The sequence below is a fragment of the Bacillus sp. UNC69MF genome, assembly GCF_000746035.1.
Classification (GTDB): domain Bacteria; phylum Bacillota; class Bacilli; order Bacillales; family Bacillaceae; genus Bacillus; species Bacillus velezensis.
The window spans coordinates 127,309-147,410 of the sequence record NZ_JQKM01000009.1 but is presented as its reverse complement, the minus strand read 5'-3'; the positions used below and the strand labels follow the sequence as shown (position 1 = coordinate 147,410).

Here is a 20,102-nt window from a genome sequence, read left to right as displayed (position 1 = left end):
AATAGACAGAATTAAGGTGAAATGATGAAAGTCGATTTATTTGATTTTGAACTGCCTGAACGCCTCATTGCCCAAGTGCCGCTTAAAGAGCGTGACGCATCGCGGCTGATGGTGCTCGACAAACAGACGGGCGGGCTGACGGACAGTTCATTTAAAGAGATTGTAAGCTTTTTTAATGAAGGGGATTGCCTCGTCTTGAACAATACCCGTGTGCTGCCTGCAAGATTATTCGGCACAAAAGAAGATACGGGAGCGAAAGTGGAGCTTCTGTTATTAAAACAGGAAGAAAATGATACATGGGAAACGCTCGTAAAGCCGGCGAAACGCGTAAAAAAAGGAACGGTCCTGACATTTGGCGACGGCCGGCTGACAGCGGTCTGCACGGAGGAGCTTGATCACGGAGGCAGAAAAATAGAATTCCGGTATGACGGGATTTTTTACGAAGTGCTTGAATCACTCGGTGAAATGCCGCTGCCTCCTTATATTAAAGAGCAGCTTGATGATAAAGAACGGTATCAGACCGTCTTTTCAAAAGAAATCGGATCTGCCGCAGCTCCGACGGCCGGACTTCATTTTACGGAAGAGATTCTGGACGAGCTGAAGCAAAAAGGTGTGCGGATTGAATTTATCACACTTCATGTGGGACTCGGCACATTCCGCCCGGTCAGTGCGGATGATGTGGAAGAGCATAACATGCACGCGGAATTTTATGAAATGACGGAAGAAACCGCCGCCTCTTTAAACGAGGTCAGAAAGGCGGGAGGGCGTATCGTGTCGGTCGGGACGACATCAACGCGCACCCTGGAAACCATTGCCGGCGAGCATGCCGGCGTATTTACCGCTTCAAGCGGCTGGACGTCCATCTTCATTTATCCGGGATATGAATTTAAAGCGATTGACGGCATGATCACCAATTTTCATCTGCCGAAATCTTCCCTTATCATGCTCGTTTCTGCGCTTGCAGGCAGAGAGCATGTTCTATCCGCCTACCGTCATGCGGTAGAAGAGGAATATCGTTTCTTCAGCTTTGGCGACGCCATGCTGATTATCTAATTTGAATGACAGGAGGCCTCATACAAAGTGGCTGAACAACCGATACGTTATGAATTTATAAAGGAATGCAAACAAACGGGAGCGCGCCTGGGCAGAGTCCATACGCCCCACGGCTCCTTTGAGACGCCTGTATTTATGCCGGTCGGCACGCTTGCTACGGTAAAGACGATGTCTCCGGACGAGCTGAAATCTATGGATGCGGGCATTATTTTAAGCAATACGTACCATTTATGGCTCCGCCCGGGACACGACATTGTAAAAGAAGCGGGCGGGCTTCATAAGTTTATGAACTGGGACCGCGCGATTTTAACGGATTCCGGCGGTTTTCAGGTCTTTTCATTGAGCAAGTTTCGTAATATAGAAGAAGAAGGCGTTCATTTCCGCAATCACTTAAACGGAGACAAGCTGTTTTTATCTCCGGAAAAAGCGATGGAAATTCAAAACGCCCTCGGCTCTGATATCATGATGGCGTTTGATGAGTGTCCGCCGTATCCGGCAGAGTATGATTACATGAAACGCTCTGTGGAACGGACCAGCCGCTGGGCGGAACGCTGCCTGGAGGCGCACGGGCGCTCAGGTGAGCAGGGGCTGTTCGGAATCGTACAGGGCGGAGAATACGAAGACCTGCGGACACAAAGTGCAAAAGACTTGGTTTCGCTTGATTTTCCGGGTTATGCCATAGGCGGGTTATCTGTCGGCGAGCCGAAGCACGTCATGAACCGAGTGCTTGAGTTTACAACTCCGCTTTTACCGAAGGACAAGCCGAGATATTTAATGGGTGTGGGTTCACCGGATGCCTTAATTGACGGCGCCATTCGCGGCGTGGATATGTTTGACTGCGTACTGCCGACCCGGATTGCCCGAAACGGCACGGTGTTTACGAATGAAGGGCGTCTGAATATGAAAAACGCCAAATATGAGCGTGATTTCCGTCCGATTGATGAAGAGTGCAGCTGCCATACATGCAAAAATTACTCCCGCGCTTACATCAGACATTTGATCCGCTGTAATGAAACGTTTGGAATTCGATTAACAACTTACCATAACCTTCATTTTCTGTTACACTTAATGGAGCAGGTCAGACAAGCCATCCGGGAGGATCGTCTTGGTGATTTCCGAGAAGAGTTCTTTGAGCGTTACGGCTATAATAAGCCAAATGCGAAAAGCTTCTAAATAAAACCATTCTTGAAGGGAGGGAAACAGATGGGTACTTTAGGTACAATCGTTCCTATTATTTTAATGTTTGCAGTGCTTTATTTCCTGCTCATCCGTCCGCAGCAAAAGCAGCAGAAGGCCGTACGCCAGATGCAGGAAGAGCTGAAAAAAGGGGATTCAGTGGTGACAATCGGAGGATTGCACGGCACTGTTGAGTCAATTGATGAAAGCAAGGTCGTCATTAAAACAGGTGATAACACCCGTTTAACATTTGACCGCCGCGCAATCAGAGAAGCTTCCGCTGAATAACAGCGAAGCTCATACATACAAAAAAAGAGCGGAGAATCCGCTCTTTTTTTATTACGCTGATCTGCTTCCTTTCAAATTCACTCCGAAAATGCCGCCCAGCATACTGACTCCCAAAAAGCCGAGATGAAACAAAAGCTGACCGGATGTAAACGTTTTTCCGAACCCTAAATATTGAAACAGCAAGATGATTAATGAAAAACAGACGGCGGTTAACGCTCCGATCATCCAGCCTTTTTCCTTCGCTTTGCCGCCCGATATAAAACCGCCCGCAAATAAAGAAAGAAAGGAAAGCGCGGTGATCAGCCAGCTGAAAGATGATTCTTCCATTGAGGTAACCGTCAGTAAAAGCGAAATCGCCAAACTCGTAAGAAGCATCACCGCAAAGATAGCCACTAAGCCGTACAAGACGCCTCTTCCCACTTGTTTCGTTTCTTCCATTTTTATCTCCTCTCCGCTCTGCGGCCTGATATATGACAAGCCGGAGCCCGTCTTTTTCTAAATGTATTCTCTGAATGTTCGAATTAGACGTAAATGCATGATGTTCAGCCCGTTTCTTACATAATTCAGAGCCGATGGCAAATGCTATGACCGTTGGAGGTGCGATATGGAAGATATTTTCATTATTACGTTTCGTACGATTGTGCTTTATTTTATCATTCTTGTGATTTTCAGACTGATGGGAAAACGGGAAATCGGAGAACTGAGCATTTTAGACCTTGTCGTCTCCATTATGATTGCCGAGATTGCCGTATTGGCAATTGAAAATGTAAAAGATAAGCTTTTGCATACGATTGTGCCGATTGTCGTTTTAATGATTATTCAAGTAAGCCTTGCTTTTATTTCGCTCAAAAGCCAAAAAATACGGCAGCTGCTTGACGGAAAGCCCACCATTATTATAAAACAGGGGAAAATTGATGAACGGGCGATGAGATCGCAGCGCTACAATTTTGACGATCTTCTTATGCAGCTGAGGGAGAATAACATCGATAGAATCTCTGACGTGTCATATGCCATTTTGGAGTCTTCAGGCAAACTGTCGATCGTCAAAAAGAAAAACAATAAGGATAAGCAGATGGAAACATCGCTTATCGTTGACGGGGTCATTCAGAACGAGCATCTGGACAGAATCGGGAAAGATAAACACTGGCTCGAAAAAAATTTAGCAAAAAGAGGATATCGCGATCTTTCGGTTATATCATTCTGCACGTTTACGGACGGCGCTTTTTTTATTGATCTTAAAGATGAAAAAGGGGAGCCGTGAATCGGTTTCACCGCGTCACGAACTTGCCGATGACCGGAATCCGGATCAGCTCTTCCCTTTTAATCAGCCTGAATAACAGAAGAAGCGCTATATACAAAATCGCGGTCATTGCAATCCAGCCTGTGAGATTAACAGCCTCTGACCCTGAAAAATGAACGGTGTGCTTGATGATGCGGCTGACATAACCGCAAATGAATATGACGGCAAAACAGAGCGCGTATTCTTTTATTTTAATGCTGATCGGAAGCACCTTGCTTACGGTGGCCGCATGCAGCAGGGTGACAAGGACCATCCCCGTTACAATCGCAAGTGCGGCGCCCATGATGCCCAAGGAAGGCCTGGTCGCCAAAACAAAAATTAGGCCAGTTTTGACAGCGGCGCCGATAAAACTGTTCATCATGGCGGCCCCGGCTAAATTGAGAGCCTGCAGCACCGCCTGAAGGGGCCCCTGAAAATAGTAAAGCAGAAAAAACGGCGCCATCACTTTAACAAATACCGCCGCATTAGTTGATCCGTACATGACGGACATCAGTTCATCAGCGAAAGAGAATAAAATAACCACCGAAATGCCTCCGCTTAAAAGACACAGCCTCATCGCCTGTTCCAGACGGTATTCGACAACTTGCAGCTTTTTTTGCTCCATTCCTTCACTGATCGCAGGAACAAGCGCCGTTGACAGAGAATAGGTTATAAAGCTGGGCAGCGTCAAAACCGTCATGGCAAATCCGGTCAGCTCCCCGTACTGGCTGGTGGCGGCAGCGGTGGCCACTCCTGCAATCGCAAGGCTTTGCGCGACGACAATAGGTTCAAAAAACCAAGATAAATTTCCGATGAAGCGGCTTCCGGTTGTCGGGAGCGACACGCTCATCAGCTGGCGGAATGTTTCTTTTCCATTTGTGATCGACTTGAAAAATTGTTTTCTGATTCTGATTGTTTTATTTGCTTTAAAACAAATGAATAAATAAATAAGAGAGGCAAGCTCCCCGATGACAGACGAAATCATGGCTCCGGCTGCGGCATATTCAATCCCGTACGGCAGAAACACCGTCGTGCAGACCGCGACAAGTGAAATCCGCACGATCTGCTCAAGTACTTGGGAAAACGCCAGCGGGTTCATATTCTGCCTGCCCTGAAAGTAACCGCGCAGCACGCTGGAGATCGCGATAATCGGCACGACGGGCGTAATCGCCAGAAGCGGGTAAACCGTGCGCTGATCCGTCAGCATCGTTTCGGACATAATCGGCGCAAAGCATAAAAACAGCGGCGTGAAGATGAGACTTAATATCCCGGTGACGGTAAGCGACATCACTAAAATATGTTTCATTTTCTGCCGGTCCCCCCGCGCGCTCGCTTCAGCGACAAGTTTGCTGATGGCAACGGGGAGGCCGAATTGAGTCAAAGTGGTGGCCAAGAAAAATGTCGGGGCAGCCATCATGTATAAACCGACCCCTTCTTCACCGATAAACCGGGCGATAACCACCCGGTTGACAAAGCCGAGCATTCTCGTAATCATCCCGGCTGCGATGAGAATAAGAGTGCCCCTTAAAAAAGTCTGTTTTGCCATTTTATAAACCCCTGCCTTCTCAAACTACCTGGAATCATATACAATAAAGATATGCGCCGATGTCGTCCGAGCATGACAAGTCTTCGAGAAAAATGGAAAAAGGAGCGAGCGCCCAGTGGAGAAACATCCCGCCGAAATGTACAAAGATCATTTGCGGCCTTTCTTGTACAGTAAACTTGAAGAGTTCAAAATCCTCGGATACGATGATGTTGAGCACGAGAGTTTATGGTCATACTTAATACATAAAAAGTGGAAACAGAAAAAGGAACTGCCGCTGCATGAATTGGCCGGTCATATTTTATCAGTTAAAATTGGCGATTTTATGAACTATGCAACCGTTGAAGCTTTTAAGTCGTCTAATTGGCTGGAAAGCGATGAGGGTCAGGAAGCTTTAGATGAACTGCTGAGATAATGATTTGACGGCATAGGTTTAAGGAGGAAATACATAATGAAAAAAGGACGCTTGATTGCGTTTTTCCTGATCGTATTATTGATCGGCACAGGGCTGGGGTATTTTACAATCCCGGCTGCCAATAATATTACGTTAGGATTGGATTTACGCGGCGGGTTTGAAGTTCTGTACGATGTGCAGCCCGTCAAAAAAGGCGATAAAATCACAAAAGACGTGCTCGTCAGCACGGTGCAGGCGCTGAACCGCCGGGCTAACGTTCTCGGCGTAAGCGAGCCGAACATTCAGATTGAAGGAAATAACCGCATCCGCGTACAGCTGGCGGGCGTCACGAATCAGAACAGGGCGCGCGAAATTCTGTCAACGGAAGCGCAGCTCTCGTTCAGGGATACGAATGATAAAGAGCTGTTAAACGGCTCTGATCTCGTGGAAAACGGCGCGAAGCAAACCTTTGATCCGACGACGAACGAACCGATTGTCAGCGTTAAGCTGAAGGATGCGGATAAGTTCGGCGAAGTGACGAAAAAAGTCAAGAAAATGGCGCCTAATAATCAGCTTGTGATCTGGCTTGATTACCAAAAAGGCGATTCATTTAAAAAAGAAGTCGGCAAAAAACATCCGAAATATGTATCCGCTCCGAATGTGAGCCAGGAATTAAACACGAAGGATGTCACAATTGAAGGCCAGTTTACCGTTCAAAAAGCGAAGGATTTGGCCAATATTTTAAACGCGGGCGCGCTGCCTGTGAAACTGACCGAAAAATACTCTACTTCAGTAGGGGCGCAATTCGGACAGCAGGCTTTGCATGATACGGTAGAGGCCGGCATTATCGGTATTGCAATTGTTTTCTTATTTATGCTGCTTTATTACAGACTGCCTGGACTCATAGCGGTAATTACGCTTTCTGTATACGTGTATATTACGCTTCAAGTGTTTGACTGGATGCAGGCGGTGCTGACGCTTCCGGGTATTGCGGCGCTCATTTTGGGTGTCGGGATGGCGGTTGACGCCAACATCATCACCTATGAACGGATAAAAGAAGAACTGAAACTCGGCAAATCCGTCCGCTCAGCTTTCCGTTCAGGGAACAGACGGTCATTCGCGACGATCTTTGATGCGAACATTACAACGATCATCGCAGCGGTCGTGCTCTTTATTTTCGGGACAAGCTCTGTAAAAGGGTTTGCGACGATGCTGATTTTGTCAATTCTGACAAGCTTTATTACAGCTGTCTTCCTTTCAAGATTCCTGCTCTCCCTTCTCGTGGAAAGCAGATGGCTTGACCGGAAAAAAGGCTGGTTCGGCGTCAAGAAAAAACATATTATGGACATTCAAAAAACGGATGAAAATACTGAACCGCATACGGCATTCCAAAAATGGGATTTCACGAGCAAGCGAAAATACTTCTTTATTTTCTCAAGCGCTGTAACCATTGCGGGAATTATCATCTTAATGGTCTTTAAACTCAACCTGGGAATCGATTTTGCAAGCGGCGCGCGGATTGACGTGCAGAGCAATCATTCTTTGACGGCGCATCAGGTTGAAAAAGATTTTGATTCTCTCGGCATGGAGCCGGAAAACATCGTGCTTTCTGGTAAAGAGAACCATGTTGCCGCGGCCCGGTTTGTCGGAGAGCCATCTAAAGAAAAAATCGCTGAAATCAAAACGTACTTTAAGGACAAATACGGATCTGAACCGAACGTCAGCACGGTATCGCCGACAGTCGGAAAAGAACTGGCCCGTAATGCTTTATATGCTGTCGCCATTGCATCAATCGGCATCATTATTTACGTATCAATACGTTTCGAGTACAGAATGGCTATCGCCGCGATTGTATCCCTGCTGTATGACGCTTTCTTTATCGTCGCGTTTTTCAGCATTACAAGGCTGGAGGTCGATGTCACCTTTATCGCCGCTATTCTCACCATAATCGGTTACTCGATAAATGATACGATCGTTACATTTGACCGGATACGCGAGCAGATGAAAAAACGTAAGCCGAAGTCATTTGCCGATCTGGAACATATCGTGAATCTGAGCTTGCAGCAAACCTTTACACGTTCGATCAATACGGTCTTGACCGTTGTGATTGTTGTCGTCGTGCTGCTCATTTTGGGCTCATCGTCAATTACAAACTTCTCCGTCGCTTTATTGGTCGGTTTATTGACGGGCGTTTATTCCTCTCTTTACATCGCCGCGCAGCTGTGGCTTGTATGGAAAGGTAAAGAATTTAAAGGGAAAAAATCAATCGAAGAGTAAAATGGGAACAGGCTGTCTTCCGGAAGGCAGCCTGTTTTTTCAGGCCGCATTGAACTTAAAACCTGCATTTGCTATAATGACATACGCTTACATAATCAATCATCATTGTAAAAACATGTAGGAGGGTTCTTATGAACGTTCGTGAGTCGGAGCTTCCGGGCATCGGCCAGAAAGTAGAAGTCATTACGAAAAATCACGATAAAATCAGTATTATTCTTCATGATGACGGCAGAAAAGAGCTCTATTACTTCGATGAGAATGATCATGACGAATGCTTGGCATCCGTTGAATTTAACGACGAAGAGGCGAGGCAGATTTCCGCTATTTTAGGCGGTATGACGTATAAGCCGAAAGCGCTGGAATCTGTGGAAGTCGCGCTTGATGACCTCGTCATTGAGTGGTTTAAAGCCGAATCTCATGCACCGGCTGTCAGCCGTACAATCGGAGATTTGGAGATCAAGAAACATTACAACGTCCAGATTATTGCGATCGTAAAGAAAAACCGGCAAAAACAGCTGAGCCCCGGCATTGATACCGTAATTGAAGAAGGGGACACCCTCGTCATATCGGGAGAAAGGAGCGGACTGAAAAAGCTGGTCCGCGAGCAGTTAACGGCCCGGATTTCCTGAGACCGGGGTTTACTCCCGGGAAAATGGGGGAAAAGATAAGAATGAACAATTGGGGGCAGACGCATGAATAAACAATGGACTATTATATTCGCTTTACTATTTACTTTGATTGTCGCCATCTTTGCTGTCATTAACGTGCGGGCGGTTGAGGTTGATTATCTGTTCGGAACCGCTGAATGGCCGCTGATTTTAGTCATTTTAGGCTCTGTGTTAATGGGAGCGCTGATCGTGTTTTCGGCCGGTATCTTTCAAGTGATGAAGCTGAAGCGCGAAATTAAAATGCTGCGGAAAGAAAACAGATCCGCAGGTGAATTGACGGCTGATTCGGACGGCCAAAAAACAGCCGCGCCGCCGGAAGAAATGCTTGAAGAGAAAAAAGGATCAGAATAACATTTGAAACCCCTCAGTCCGCTCTAGTATAATAGGGTGGTTGAGGGGTGAATTTATGTTAGCGTCAAAAATGCGCTGGGAAATCCAGCAGCCGGATCAGGAAAAAGTCAAATCACTCACAGAACAATTGGACATAACACCTCTTGTGGCATCACTGCTTGTAAAAAGAGGTTTTGATACTGCCGAAAGCGCAAGGCTGTTTTTACATACAAAGGATGCAGACTTTTATGACCCGTATGAATTAAAGGGAATGCGGGAAGCAGTTGATCGGATAAAACTGGCGGTTTCTCAAGGGGAACCGATTATGATTTACGGAGATTACGATGCAGACGGCGTTACAAGCACGTCGGTGATGCTGACGGCACTCAGACAGCTGTCTGCGGACGTTGACTTTTATATTCCCGACCGTTTCACAGAAGGCTACGGCCCGAATGAACAAGCTTTCCGCTCCATAAAAGAGCGGGGATTTTCGCTGATCATTACAGTGGATACGGGAATCGCCGCCGTCCATGAAGCTGAAGTCGCAAAAGAGCTGGGCTTAGACGTCATTATTACCGACCACCATGAGCCGGGACCCGAGCTTCCTGACGTATTTGCGATCATCCACCCGAAGCAGCCGGGCTGCGGCTATCCGTTTAAAGAATTGGCCGGCGTCGGTGTGGCGTTTAAGCTTGCCCACGCGCTTACGGGTTCTTTGCCGGAAGCTATGCTGGACTTGGCGGCAATCGGTACGGTTGCAGATCTGGTGCCTCTTCATGATGAAAACAGATTAATTGCGTCACTCGGAATCGAAAGGCTTCGGACGACAAATCGGCCGGGCCTCAAAGCCCTGATTAAGCTTTCCGGCGGAGATATCGGACAAGCTGATGAGGAAACGATCGGATTTCAGGTCGCGCCAAGGCTCAATGCCGTCGGAAGAATAGAACAGGCCGATCCCGCCGTCCATCTGCTGATGACCGAAGATCAGTTTGAAGCGGAGGAACTGGCTTCGGATATTGACCGGCTGAATAAAGAGCGGCAGAAAATGGTGAAAACCATGACCGAAGAGGCTGTTGAAATGGTTCAGCAGCAAGGCGGAAACCCGTCTGCCATTGTAGTGGCAAAAGCCGGCTGGAACCCGGGAGTCGTCGGTATTGTCGCATCGAAGCTGGCTGAACGTTTTTACCGGCCCGCTGTTGTGCTTGGGATAGATGAGGAGCAGGGAATCGCTAAAGGGTCGGCGCGAAGCATCAGAGGCTTCAACCTGTTTACGAGCCTTTCACAGTGCAGAGACATTCTTCCTCATTTCGGCGGGCATCCGATGGCGGCAGGAATGACGTTGAAGGCTGAAGATGTGGCGGAATTAAGGGACAGGCTGAATCAAATGGCTGAAGAAACCCTTACGGAAGAGGATTTTATTCCCGTTCAGGAGGTTGATCTTGTCTGCGGCGTTGAAGACATAACCGTTGAAAGCATTACAGAATTGAATATGCTGTCGCCGTTCGGCATGCTTAACCCTAAACCGCATGTGATGGTGAAAAATGCGGTACTTGATGATGTGCGCCTGATCGGAGCGAATAAAAACCACGTGAAAATGACGGTGAAAAGTGATTCCGCCGTCCTTGACTGCGTCGGCTTTAACAAAGGAGAGCTTGAAGCCGGAATTGTCCCCGGATCAACGATTTCGATTGTCGGCGAGATGTCCATTAATGAATGGAACAACAGAAAGAAGCCCCAGCTGATGATTAAAGACGCTGCGGTGCCGGAATGGCAGCTTTTTGATATCAGGGGCAAGCGGACGTGGGAAGACACGGTCACCGCGCTGCCGAAGGAAAAACGGGTGCTCATCAGCTTTAACGAAAAAACCGCTCAGAAGCTCCGTGCAAAAGAGCTGTCAGGCGAGCTGGCCGGGATCACATCGGAATCCGAGGCGGAAGCTCTCCAGCTTGACGGAAAATATGCCGTTTTTCTGGATGTGCCGCCGTCAGCGGATCGCCTGCAGCATTTGCTTGACGGAAAGAAGCCGGAACGGATTTATTTTGTTTTTATCAATCATGAAGAACATTTCCTGTCCTCATTTCCATCGCGGAATGATTTCAAGTGGTTTTACGCATTTCTCTTGAAAAGGGGCGCTTTTGACTTCGGCAAGCATGGTTCAGAGCTTGCGAGACACAGAGGATGGTCAATTGACACAATCAATTTCATGACAAAGGTGTTTTTTGATCTCGGTTTTGTTAAAATAGAAGATGGTGTGCTGTCTGTCGTGAGCGGCGCGAAAAAACGCGACCTGGCAGATTCGCAAACCTATCAGGTAAAACAGCAGCTGATGGAATTAGACCAGAAGCTCAATTATTCCGCAGCCCATGAGCTGAAGGAATGGCTGAATAAGCTGATGAACCAAGGTTCAGAAGCTTATGAAAGTACGAGGAGGACATAGAACAGATGGATCTTAAAAAATACGTAACAATTGTGCCCGATTACCCGAAAGAAGGCGTACAATTTAAAGATATTACGACATTGATGGACAAAGGCGACGTATACCGTTACGCCACTGACCAAATTGTTGAATATGCAAAAGAAAAAGAAATTGATTTAGTTGTCGGGCCTGAAGCGCGCGGCTTTATTATCGGCTGTCCGGTTGCATACGCTCTCGGAGTGGGCTTTGCGCCGGTTCGGAAAGAAGGAAAACTTCCGCGTGAGGTCATTAAAGTCGATTACGGTTTGGAGTACGGAAAAGACGTACTGACGATTCATAAAGATGCAATTCTGCAGGGACAGCGCGTGCTGATTACTGATGACTTGCTTGCAACAGGCGGCACGATCGAAGCAACAATTAAGCTGGTCGAAGAACTGGGCGGCGTTGTAGCCGGTATTGCGTTCTTAATCGAGCTTTCTTACCTTGACGGCAGAGACAAGCTTGACGATTACGATATTTTAACATTAATGAAATATTAACCGCATATGGAAAAAAGCACTCGTGTCAGGGTGCTTTTTTCCTATTATTTCATCATCCTGACAGATTCTTTAGGTGTTTTGAACTTCTGCCCTTTACATCTCTCGTTTTTTTCTTGATAATAAACTAATACAGTTTACATTTAAAAAAGGTGATTCCATGGCGAACGAACAAGTATTGACTGCCGAGCAAGTAATAGATAAAGCGCGCACTTATCTGCCGGAGGAGCAGATTGCGTTTGTTGAGAAAGCTTACCTGTATGCGCAAAACGCGCATCGCGAACAGTACCGCAAATCAGGTGAGCCGTACATCATTCATCCGATTCAGGTGGCGGGGATCCTCGTCGATCTGGAAATGGACCCTTCCACAATTGCGGGCGGATTTCTCCATGACGTGGTAGAGGACACGGATGTCACCCTCGACGACCTGAAGGAAGCATTTTCTGAAGAAGTGGCGATGCTTGTCGACGGCGTGACGAAGCTCGGTAAAATTAAGTATAAATCTCAAGAGGAGCAGCAGGCGGAAAACCATCGAAAAATGTTTGTCGCTATGGCTCAGGATATCAGAGTCATATTGATCAAGCTGGCGGATCGCCTTCACAATATGCGGACGTTAAAGCATCTTCCGCAGGAAAAGCAGCGGAGAATTTCAAATGAGACGCTGGAAATTTTCGCTCCGCTGGCCCATCGGCTCGGGATTTCTAAAATCAAATGGGAGCTGGAAGACACCGCTCTCCGTTATTTGAATCCTCAGCAATATTACAGAATCGTCAACCTCATGAAGAAAAAGCGCGCGGAACGCGAACTTTATGTCGAAGAGGTTGTCAATGAAGTAAAAAAACGGGTCGAAGAAGTAAATATCAAAGCGGACTTTTCAGGACGTCCGAAGCACATCTACAGCATTTACCGCAAGATGGCGCTGCAAAATAAACAGTTCAATGAAATATATGATCTGCTCGCCGTCCGTATTCTTGTCGGAAGCATTAAAGACTGCTACGCCGTCCTCGGCATTATTCATACGTGCTGGAAGCCGATGCCGGGCAGATTCAAAGATTATATTGCGATGCCTAAGCCGAATATGTATCAGTCGCTGCATACGACCGTAATCGGGCCTAAAGGCGATCCGCTGGAAGTGCAGATCAGAACGTTTGAGATGCATGAGATCGCTGAATACGGGGTGGCCGCACACTGGGCATATAAAGAAGGCAAGGCTGCAAACGAAGAAGCGACATTTGAGAAAAAACTGTCCTGGTTCCGTGAAATTCTGGAATTCCAAAACGAGTCTACCGATGCGGAAGAATTTATGGAATCGCTGAAAATCGATCTGTTTTCTGACATGGTATACGTATTTACGCCAAAAGGCGATGTCATTGAACTGCCGTCAGGCTCTGTGCCGATTGATTTTTCCTACAGGATCCACTCGGAGATCGGCAACAAAACAATCGGGGCGAAAGTGAACGGAAAAATGGTGACGCTTGACCATAAGCTCCGGACGGGCGACATCGTCGAGATTCTGACGTCCAAGCATTCATACGGTCCGAGTCAAGACTGGGTCAAACTGGCGCAGACGTCCCAGGCGAAACACAAAATCCGCCAATTCTTTAAGAAACAGCGCCGTGAAGAAAACGTCGAAAAAGGCCGTGAGCTTGTCGAGAAAGAAATTAAAAATCTTGATTTTGAAGTGAAAGATGTTTTAACACTCGAAAATCTTCAAAAAGTTGCCGACAAGTTCAATTTCTCAAATGAAGAGGATATGTACGCGGCGGTCGGATATAACGGCATTACCGCTCTTCAGGTGGCCAACAGGCTCACCGAAAAAGAACGGAAGCTCCGTGACCAGGAAGAGCAGGAAAAAATCGTTCAGGAAGTCACTTCCGAGCCGAAACATTATCCGCAAGGGAGAAAACGGGAAGCGGGTGTGCGCGTAAAAGGCATTGACAACCTTCTCGTCCGCTTGTCGAAATGCTGCAACCCGGTGCCGGGCGACCATATCGTCGGTTTTATTACAAAAGGGCGCGGTGTATCCGTTCACCGGGATGACTGTCCGAACGTCAAAACGAATGAAGCGCAGGAACGTCTGATCCCCGTTGAATGGGAGCATGAATCACAGGTTCAAAGACGCAAAGAATATAACGTTGAGATTGAGATTTTGGGGTATGACCGTCTCGGGCTTTTAAATGAGGTGCTCCAAGCCGTAAATGAAACGAAAACCAACATCTCCTCTGTCTCCGGCAAATCCGACCGCAATAAAGTCGCTACGATTCATATGGCGATTTTTATTCAAAACATCAATCATCTGCATAAAGTGGTCGAGCGGATTAAGCAGATCAGAGACATCTATTCAGTCCGCCGGGTAATGAACTAAAAGGAGCTTGCTATGAAATTAGTTGTTCAGCGTGTAACAGAAGCGAGTGTGACGGTTGACGGCGCTGTTGCCGGCCGGATCGGACCCGGCATTATGGCGCTTGTCGGCATCACTCATGAAGATACAGAAGAAGATGCCGCTTACTTGGCGGATAAAATCGTGAATCTTCGGATTTTTGATGATGAAAGCGGCAAGATGAATTTATCGCTTTTGGATACGGGCGGGGAGATTTTATCCGTTTCACAGTTTACGCTTTACGGCGAAACGAAGAAAGGGAGACGCCCGAATTTTATGAATGCGGCTAAACCGGATCAGGCTGTGCTCCTTTATGAAAAGTGGAACGAACTCCTTCGGGAAAAAGGAGTCAAAGTGGAAACCGGAATATTCGGAGCCATGATGGATGTTCAGCTGACGAATTCCGGGCCGATTACATTGATTATGGATTCTAAACAATAAAAAAGCTGCCGTTCGGCAGCTTTTTTTTATGATTGAAAATAATGTTCCAATCCGCTTTCAATTCCGTCTGTCACTTTTTCCTGATAAGAGCCGCTATGTATGATTGTTTCTTCTTGCGGTTGACTGAGATAGCCGAGCTCATACAGCATGGCAGGCCGTTTATTTTCCCTCAGGACGTAATAATCGCCAAACAGAACGCCGCGATCCGGGATAGGGGAACGCTTCACTACTTCAGAATGGACGTCTGAGGCAAGCTGGCGATCCTTAGACGGACTGTAATAATAAGCCGTGCTTCCCCGTGTTGACGTATCGGCATAGCTGTCATAGTGAATGCTGATAAAGGCATCCGCATTCCGGTAATGAGAGGTTGAAACCCTAGCCTGCAGGCTGATAAAAGTATCATCCTGTCTGGTGATATACACGTTTGCACCGGCCGCCCGCAATTTTTGGGCCAGCAGCTTAGCGGTTTTAATGGTTACGTTTTTCTCAAACTTTCCGGAGTAGCCGATCGTTCCGCTGTCTTTTCCTCCGTGTCCGGGATCAACGACGATCGTTTTGTTTTTAAGTGAGCCGCTGCCGCCTGACGTGTCGGGAGAAGGTGCTTCACCTGTTTCCTCACCGCTTTTTGACGTTTGTACGACCCAGTTTGCCACATATGCGGTTTGTCCGTTTTCAAGCCGGACTTCATACCATTTGCCGCTTGAGCCGACAATCGGGTAGGCTGCGCCTTTATCTGCTCTTTTTACGATAGAAGCGGAAGTTGAGGCCGAGCTCCTTAAGTTGGTGCCGCCGTAAACAATATACGCTTTTTTCGAGGAGCCTGAGCCCGCAGAACCGTCTCCCGAGCCGGATGCGCTGTCCGATGAGTCAGAATCCTTTATGATGTAGTGGCTTGCTGCCCAGCCTTTTTGCCCGTTTGCTTCAATTTTCAGCCAGCCGTGGTCTTCACTTAAGATGGAAACCTTTGTTCCGCGTGATAATTTAGTCATAATCGCTGAATCATGTGACGCTGCACTTCTGACATTCAATGAAGAAACGCCGACCGTCCCGTTTTTTGACCCGCTTCGGGCCGAAGTTGCTTTCGTATCCGATCCGCCGCTGTCCGCGGTGACGTATTCGGAAGAAACCCATCCGGTTGTGCCTTGATAAGAAATGTTCACCCATCCGCTGTTCTTGTCCAGCACGGATGCATGTGCGCCTTGCGGAAGTTTGCCGATGACTTCATATGATGTCCCCGGGCCTTTTCTGATGCGGAGGTCAGGATCGGTGGAAGTGACCGTTCCGCTTGTTGCGGATGAATGGTCTGCTCCTCCGGCTGTTTTTGATATCAGCCAGGAAACGACCCATCCGGTTTTACCGGGGCTCAGCTGAAGCTGCACCCAGTCTCCCTCTTCTTTAGCGATCGGGTATCTTTCCCCTTTTTTTACTTCAGCCTTAATTCCATAGCTCAGGCCGGGACCGCCTCTGACATTGATCTTGTCTGTCGCGATGACCGCTTCTCCCTCGGCGGCGATTGCGGTGTGGAATGACGGAAGAAGCGCTGTGATGATGACGCCGCATAAAATAAGAGCAAGAGTTCTCTTCTTCATGGCTGTCCTCCTTTCTGAACTAACTAAAATACATTCTTGTATAATATCGTATTTTCCTTGCTGAATGTTAAATAAAAATAAAATGGTTTGTTTATACTAGTCATAAATACAGCGAAAAGGTGTGCAAATCATGAAATATCAACCAAAAATGGGACGCGCGCTGCACGATGCGGAAGGAAATCTGCACTTCAGTGATCAGAGCGATAGAGAAAAGGCGGGTTTTCTTGAAGAGACGGCGACGGAGTTCGGTCTTTTATCGAAAGATGCGGTCGCAAGGAAAAACAGACGGAATAAAACTTGACAGGGGAGTGCAATCCCATTATTATAATAGAAATTGATGTACATAAGTCATGATAACGATTTTGAACCGATAATGGAGAAGAGTAGGTCAGAATGCATGGAGAAGAGAGGAACCGTCCCGGGCTGAAAGCGGATCCGCACTGCATCTTTCTCGAAACAACACTCCGGAGGTTCCCTGCTGAACGCTTTTGCAAGTCATTAGGCAGCGGACGTGAACCTGCGTTAAAGGTCAGAGCGGGGATGCTTCGGCATTCCAACTAGGGTGGCACCACGGGTATAACTCTCGTCCCTACTATACATGTATAGTAGGAGCGGGAGTTTTTTTATTTGAAGAAAGACATTAAGGAGGCCTGTAACATGGCATATCACATTCCAAGAGGCACACAGGACATACTGCCGGGTGAATCAGACAGATGGCAGTTCGTCGAACAAATTATGAGGGAGACGTGCCGCACTTATCAATATAAAGAAATCCGCACGCCGATTTTCGAGCATACGGAATTGTTCGCAAGAGGCGTCGGTGAGTCTACAGATATCGTGCAGAAAGAAATGTACACGTTTGAAGACCGTAAAGGGAGAAGCCTGACGCTTCGGCCGGAAGGAACGGCCGCCGCAGTCCGCGCGTTCAATGAAAATAAATTATTTGCGAACCCGGTGCAGCCGACGAAGCTTTATTATGTCGGACCGATGTTCCGTTACGAACGTCCGCAGACGGGGCGTTTCCGCCAATTCTATCAATTCGGAATTGAAGCGATCGGCTCCAAAGATCCGGCCGTGGATGCAGAAGTCATTGCGCTTGCGATGAGTATTTACCGTAAAGCCGGTTTGAAACATGTCAAGCTTGTGCTGAACAGCCTTGGTGACCAGGAGAGCCGCAAATCCTACCGGGAAGCGCTCGTCAAACATTTTGAATCGCGCATCGGAGAGTTTTGCTCAGACTGCCAGTCGCGCCTGCACACAAACCCGCTCAGAATTCTTGACTGCAAGAAAGACAGAGAGCATGAACTGATGAAAACGGCTCCGTCCATTCTTGATTACTTAAATGAAGAATCAGCCGCTTATTTTGAGAAAGTAAAACAATACTTAAACGATCTCGGCATCCCGTTCGAAATAGATCCGAACCTTGTCAGAGGGCTTGATTATTATAACCATACCGCTTTTGAAATTATGAGCAATGCCGAAGGATTCGGAGCGATTACAACCCTTGCCGGCGGGGGCCGCTATGACGGGCTTGTTGAACAGATCGGCGGACCTGAAGCGCCGGGTATCGGATTTGCGATGAGCATCGAACGTCTGCTGGCAGCCATTGACGCTGAGAAAACAGAGCTTCCCGTCAATCAGGGGATTGACTGCTACATCGTGACGCTCGGAGAAAAAGCGAAGGATTATTCCGTTTCCCTCGTGTACAAACTGAGAGAAGCGGGCATCTCAAGTGAAATCGATTATGAAAATAAAAAGATGAAGGGCCAATTTAAAACAGCTGACCGTCTCGGCGCACGTTTTATTGCGATTTTAGGGGAAGATGAGCTTGCCCAAAATAAAATCAATGTAAAAGATGCGGAAACAGGAGAGCAGCGTGAAGTGGTGTTAGACGAGCTGATACAAGTGTTAAAGGCAGATCAAAAGCAGTGAAGGAGAGGAACGCTATGTTTGGAAGAACATATTATTGTGGCGAGATAACTGAAAAAGCGATTGGCGAAACCGTCAAACTGAAAGGGTGGGTGCAGAAGCGGCGCGATCTCGGCGGCTTGATTTTCATTGATTTGCGCGACCGCTCGGGTATTGTGCAAGTTGTGTTCAACCCTGACGTATCGAAGGAAGCCCTTGCCGCAGCGGAAGCAATCAGAAACGAATATGTGCTTGATATCGAAGGCACGGTTTCTGCCCGTGAAGAAGGCACGGTGAATCCCAACCTGAAAACCGGTAAAATTGAAATCAAAGCTGAAGCGGTGACGGTGCTCAGTACGGCGAAAACGCCTCCGTTTCCGATCAGTGACCAGGCGGCTGAGGTTTCTGAAGACGTCCGGTTAAAACACCGCTATTTGGATTTGCGCCGCCCGGCGATGTTTCAAACATTGCAAATGCGCCACCAAGTCACAAAATCCATCCGCCATTTCTTGGATGAAAACGGATTTCTTGATATTGAAACACCGATTTTAACAAAAAGCTCTCCCGAAGGCGCCCGTGATTACTTAGTGCCGAGCCGGGTGCATGAAGGAGAATTTTACGCCCTTCCGCAATCGCCGCAGATTTTTAAACAGCTTCTGATGGTGTCGGGCTTTGAACGGTATTATCAAGTGGCCCGCTGCTTCCGCGATGAAGACTTGCGTGCCGACCGCCAGCCGGAATTTACGCAGATTGATATCGAAATGTCCTTTATGAGTCAAGAGGACATCATGGCTCTGGCGGAAGAGATGATGGCGAAAGTCATGCTTGAAACAAAAGGTGTTGAAGTACCGCTTCCGCTTCCGCGAATGACATATGAAGAAGCGATGAACAGCTACGGTTCCGACAAGCCTGACACCCGCTTCGGCATGCTGCTGACGGACGTGTCAGACATAGTGAAAGATACTGAATTTAAGGTGTTCTCATCAGCCGTGGCAAACGGCGGCGTTGTAAAAGCGATCAATGTCAAAGGCGCTGCCGGCGACTATTCCAGAAAAGATATCGATGCGCTCGGCGTTTTTGCCGGAAATTACGGCGCGAAAGGTCTCGCCTGGGTGAAAGTTGAAGCCGACGGCGTAAAAGGCCCGATTGCGAAATTCTTTGATGAAGAGAAGCAGGCAAAACTGGCTGAAGCGCTTGATGCTTCTGAAGGCGATCTGCTCCTGTTCGGCGCTGATAAGTTTGAGGTTGTGGCCCAATCCCTCGGCGCGCTTCGCTTAAAGCTCGGCAAAGAACGCGGCCTGATTGACGAAAGCCTCTTCAACTTCCTGTGGGTTGTGGACTGGCCGTTACTGGAGCATGACGAGGAGGAAGGCCGTTTCTATGCGGCTCACCATCCGTTTACAATGCCTGTCCGTGAAGATCTTGACCTGATTGAAACGGCGCCTGAAGATATGAAAGCGCAGGCTTACGACCTTGTCTTAAACGGCTATGAACTCGGCGGAGGCTCAATCCGTATTTTTGAAAAAGACGTTCAGGAAAAAATGTTCGGGCTTCTCGGCTTTACAAAAGAAGAAGCGGAGGAGGAGTTCGGATACCTTCTTGAAGCCTTTGAATACGGCGCCCCTCCGCACGGCGGAATCGCGCTCGGCTTAGACCGTTTGGTTATGCTTCTTGCAGGCCGCACAAACTTAAGAGATACGATCGCTTTCCCGAAAACGGCAAGCGCAAGCTGCCTTCTTACGGAAGCGCCCGGCGAAGTGAGCGACGCCCAGCTTGAAGAACTTCACCTTTCTGTCAAAAGAAAAGTGAAACAGTAAAGATCAG

18 protein-coding genes and 1 other annotated feature are annotated in these 20,102 nt (G+C 47.7%); of the genes, 15 read left to right on the top strand and 3 right to left on the bottom strand.

All coding sequences use genetic code 11. From position 1 onward, the window contains the following. The first annotated feature begins 24 nt into the window (after positions 1-24). Genes queA through yajC form a run of 3 tightly spaced genes read left to right on the top strand, consistent with a single transcriptional unit; the run spans position 25 to position 2,517 of the window. The gene (gene queA / locus BR62_RS0108925; protein WP_032870552.1) at positions 25-1,053 is read left to right on the top strand and encodes a tRNA preQ1(34) S-adenosylmethionine ribosyltransferase-isomerase QueA; all 1,029 of its coding nucleotides are present in this window, start codon (positions 25-27) and stop codon (positions 1,051-1,053) included. A 27-nt stretch (positions 1,054-1,080) separates the two neighbouring features. After that, positions 1,081-2,226, top strand: a complete 1,146-nt coding sequence (gene tgt, locus BR62_RS0108920; protein ID WP_025285051.1) for a tRNA guanosine(34) transglycosylase Tgt — start codon at positions 1,081-1,083, stop codon at positions 2,224-2,226. Between the two features lie 30 nt (positions 2,227-2,256). Further along, complete coding sequence (yajC, locus tag BR62_RS0108915; protein WP_012118091.1) at positions 2,257-2,517, top strand: preprotein translocase subunit YajC; 261 nt, start codon at positions 2,257-2,259, stop codon at positions 2,515-2,517. Between the two features lie 51 nt (positions 2,518-2,568). On the opposite strand, the gene BR62_RS0108910 is transcribed toward yajC, so the two are convergent. Further along, on the bottom strand, positions 2,569-2,955 hold the full coding sequence (locus BR62_RS0108910) for a TIGR04086 family membrane protein (protein ID WP_003152697.1): 387 nt from the start codon (positions 2,953-2,955) through the stop codon (positions 2,569-2,571). A 166-nt stretch (positions 2,956-3,121) separates the two neighbouring features. Here BR62_RS0108910 and BR62_RS0108905 point away from each other — a divergent pair, with 166 nt between their 5' ends. Beyond that, positions 3,122-3,778, top strand: coding sequence for a DUF421 domain-containing protein (locus BR62_RS0108905; RefSeq protein WP_003152699.1), 657 nt, complete (start codon positions 3,122-3,124; stop codon positions 3,776-3,778). A 7-nt stretch (positions 3,779-3,785) separates the two neighbouring features. Here the strand turns inward: BR62_RS0108905 and spoVB are convergent, their stop codons facing one another. Continuing rightward, on the bottom strand, positions 3,786-5,342 hold the full coding sequence (gene spoVB, locus BR62_RS0108900; RefSeq protein WP_032870549.1) for a stage V sporulation protein B: 1,557 nt from the start codon (positions 5,340-5,342) through the stop codon (positions 3,786-3,788). Between the two features lie 115 nt (positions 5,343-5,457). Here spoVB and BR62_RS0108895 point away from each other — a divergent pair, with 115 nt between their 5' ends. The 8 genes from BR62_RS0108895 to dtd all read left to right on the top strand — a co-directional run bounded on the left by BR62_RS0108895 (position 5,458) and on the right by dtd (position 14,781). Next, entirely contained in the window at positions 5,458-5,754 is a 297-nt protein-coding gene (locus BR62_RS0108895; RefSeq protein WP_007408189.1) for a post-transcriptional regulator, read from the top strand. 36 nt (positions 5,755-5,790) lie between these two features. Continuing rightward, complete coding sequence (gene secDF, locus BR62_RS0108890; RefSeq protein ID WP_032870547.1) at positions 5,791-8,010, top strand: protein translocase subunit SecDF; 2,220 nt, start codon at positions 5,791-5,793, stop codon at positions 8,008-8,010. 131 nt (positions 8,011-8,141) lie between these two features. After that, positions 8,142-8,639 carry a cation:proton antiporter regulatory subunit gene (locus BR62_RS0108885; RefSeq protein WP_012118088.1) on the top strand — a complete coding sequence of 166 codons (498 nt, stop codon included), beginning with the start codon at positions 8,142-8,144 and terminating at the stop codon, positions 8,637-8,639. Positions 8,640-8,702: 63 nt separating this feature from the next. Further along, positions 8,703-9,029 (top strand): LapA family protein, encoded by a 327-nt coding sequence (locus BR62_RS0108880; protein ID WP_014418528.1) that lies wholly within the window; start codon positions 8,703-8,705, stop codon positions 9,027-9,029. A gap of 55 nt (positions 9,030-9,084) precedes the next feature. Continuing rightward, positions 9,085-11,445, top strand: coding sequence for a single-stranded-DNA-specific exonuclease RecJ (gene recJ, locus BR62_RS0108875; protein WP_015240292.1), 2,361 nt, complete (start codon positions 9,085-9,087; stop codon positions 11,443-11,445). A 5-nt stretch (positions 11,446-11,450) separates the two neighbouring features. Beyond that, the gene (locus BR62_RS0108870) at positions 11,451-11,963 is read left to right on the top strand and encodes an adenine phosphoribosyltransferase (protein ID WP_032870545.1); all 513 of its coding nucleotides are present in this window, start codon (positions 11,451-11,453) and stop codon (positions 11,961-11,963) included. Positions 11,964-12,120: 157 nt separating this feature from the next. Next, complete coding sequence (relA, locus tag BR62_RS0108865) at positions 12,121-14,325, top strand: GTP diphosphokinase (protein WP_003152716.1); 2,205 nt, start codon at positions 12,121-12,123, stop codon at positions 14,323-14,325. Positions 14,326-14,337: 12 nt separating this feature from the next. Further along, positions 14,338-14,781, top strand: coding sequence for a D-aminoacyl-tRNA deacylase (dtd, locus tag BR62_RS0108860; RefSeq protein ID WP_007408194.1), 444 nt, complete (start codon positions 14,338-14,340; stop codon positions 14,779-14,781). A 26-nt stretch (positions 14,782-14,807) separates the two neighbouring features. On the opposite strand, the gene BR62_RS0108855 is transcribed toward dtd, so the two are convergent. Then, complete coding sequence (locus BR62_RS0108855; protein ID WP_015240291.1) at positions 14,808-16,370, bottom strand: N-acetylmuramoyl-L-alanine amidase family protein; 1,563 nt, start codon at positions 16,368-16,370, stop codon at positions 14,808-14,810. 130 nt (positions 16,371-16,500) lie between these two features. On the opposite strand from BR62_RS0108855, the gene BR62_RS19705 reads away from it, so the two are divergent. The 3 genes from BR62_RS19705 (at position 16,501) to aspS (ending at position 20,095) form a co-directional block, all read left to right on the top strand. Next, on the top strand, positions 16,501-16,671 hold the full coding sequence (locus BR62_RS19705) for a YrzK family protein (RefSeq protein WP_020956141.1): 171 nt from the start codon (positions 16,501-16,503) through the stop codon (positions 16,669-16,671). Between the two features lie 60 nt (positions 16,672-16,731). Further along, positions 16,732-16,964, top strand: a binding site (T-box leader). Positions 16,965-17,027: 63 nt separating this feature from the next. After that, positions 17,028-18,302 (top strand): histidine--tRNA ligase, encoded by a 1,275-nt coding sequence (gene hisS / locus BR62_RS0108850; protein WP_032870543.1) that lies wholly within the window; start codon positions 17,028-17,030, stop codon positions 18,300-18,302. 14 nt (positions 18,303-18,316) lie between these two features. After that, positions 18,317-20,095: an aspartate--tRNA ligase gene (gene aspS, locus BR62_RS0108845; RefSeq protein ID WP_020956140.1), complete on the top strand. Its 1,779-nt coding sequence runs from the start codon at positions 18,317-18,319 to the stop codon at positions 20,093-20,095. Positions 20,096-20,102 lie beyond the last annotated feature (7 nt).